The sequence below is a fragment of the Litchfieldella rifensis genome (assembly GCF_042646605.1).
Classification (GTDB): Bacteria; Pseudomonadota; Gammaproteobacteria; order Pseudomonadales; family Halomonadaceae; genus Litchfieldella; species Litchfieldella rifensis.
The window spans coordinates 1-2,042 of record NZ_JBHRUG010000022.1 but is presented as its reverse complement, the minus strand read 5'-3'; the positions used below and the strand labels follow the sequence as shown (position 1 = coordinate 2,042).

At 55.6% G+C, this 2,042-nt stretch carries 1 rRNA gene; it reads left to right on the top strand.

The features are described 5' to 3' along the window. Positions 1-2,042 (top strand): 23S ribosomal RNA (locus ACFOEV_RS11205); the annotation flags it as partial.

Here is a 2,042-nt window from a genome sequence, read left to right as displayed (position 1 = left end):
CCGGGCATTTCCGAATGGGGAAACCCACCGATCATCCGATCGGTATCGTATCCTGAATCCATAGGGATACGAGGCGAACCGGGAGAACTGAAACATCTCAGTACCCCGAGGAAAAGAAATCAACCGAGATTCCCCCAGTAGCGGCGAGCGACCGGGGACTAGCCCTTAAGCGGCAGACTGATTAGGCGAACGATCTGGGAAGGTCGACCATAGCGGGTGATAGTCCCGTAGCCGAAAATCTGATGTCGTGAAATCGAGTAGGTCGGGGCACGTGAAACCTTGACTGAACATGGGGGGACCATCCTCCAAGGCTAAATACTCCTGGCTGACCGATAGTGAACCAGTACCGTGAGGGAAAGGCGAAAAGAACCCCGGCGAGGGGAGTGAAATAGATCCTGAAACCGTATGCGTACAAGCAGTGGGAGCCCCTTCGTGGGGTGACCGCGTACCTTTTGTATAATGGGTCAGCGAGTTATTTTCAGTGGCGAGCTTAACCGACTAGGGGAGGCGTAGGGAAACCGAGTCTTAACTGGGCGACCAGTCGCTGGGAATAGACCCGAAACCGGGCGATCTATCCATGAGCAGGGTGAAGGTTGAGTAACATCAACTGGAGGCCCGAACCAGGATCTGTTGAAAAAGATTTGGATGACTTGTGGATCGGAGTGAAAGGCTAATCAAGCCCGGAGATAGCTGGTTCTCCTCGAAAGCTATTTAGGTAGCGCCTCACGTATCACCACCGGGGGTAGAGCACTGTTTCGGCTAGGGGGTCATCCCGACTTACCAACCCGAGGCAAACTCCGAATACCGGTGAGTGGAGCGTGGGAGACACACGACGGGTGCTAACGTCCGCCGTGAAAAGGGAAACAACCCAGACCGTCAGCTAAGGCCCCGAAATCCTGGTTAAGTGGGAAACGATGTGGGAAGGCTTAGACAGCTAGGAGGTTGGCTTAGAAGCAGCCATCCTTTAAAGAAAGCGTAATAGCTCACTAGTCGAGTCGGCCTGCGCGGAAGATGTAACGGGGCTCAAACCAGGTGCCGAAGCTACGGGTGCGTCGAATGACGCGCGGTAGAGGAGCGTCGTGTACGCCGACGAAGGTGGATTGAGAAGTCTGCTGGAGGTATCACGAGTGCGAATGCTGACATGAGTAACGACAAGGGGCGTGAAAAACGCCCCCGCCGGAAGACCAAGGGTTTCTGTTCGACGCTAATCGGAGCAGAGTGAGTCGGCCCCTAAGGCGAGGCCGAAAGGCGTAGTCGATGGGAAACGGGTTAATATTCCCGTACCTCACAGCATTGCGATGGGGGGACGAAGAAGGCTAGGTGGGCCAGGCGTTGGTTGTCCTGGTGAAAGCCAGTAGGCTGGGATCTCAGGCAAATCCGGGATCCCAAGGCCGAGAGGTGAGACGAACGCCCCACGGGGCGGAAGTCATCGATGCCACGCTTCCAGGAAAAGCCTCTAAGCTTCAGATGCTGTGGGACCGTACCCCAAACCGACACAGGTGGTCAGGGTGAGAATCCTAAGGCGCTTGAGAGAACTCGGGTGAAGGAACTAGGCAAAATGGTGCCGTAACTTCGGGAGAAGGCACGCCGGCGTAGGGTGAAGGCACTTGCTGCTGGAGCTTGAACCGGTCGAAGATACCAGGTGGCTGCAACTGTTTATTAAAAACACAGCACTCTGCCAACGCGTAAGCGGACGTATAGGGTGTGACGCCTGCCCGGTGCCGGAAGGTTAAGTGATGGTGTTAGCCCTCGGGCGAAGCTCTTGATCGAAGCCCCGGTAAACGGCGGCCGTAACTATAACGGTCCTAAGGTAGCGAAATTCCTTGTCGGGTAAGTTCCGACCTGCACGAATGGCGTAATGATGGCCACGCTGTCTCCACCCGAGACTCAGTGAAATTGAAATCGCAGTGAAGATGCTGTGTACCCGCGGCTAGACGGAAAGACCCCGTGAACCTTTACTATAGCTTCACACTGGATGCTGATGTTGCTTGTGTAGGATAGCTGGGAGGCTAGGAACCCCGGACGCCAGTTCGGGGGGAGCC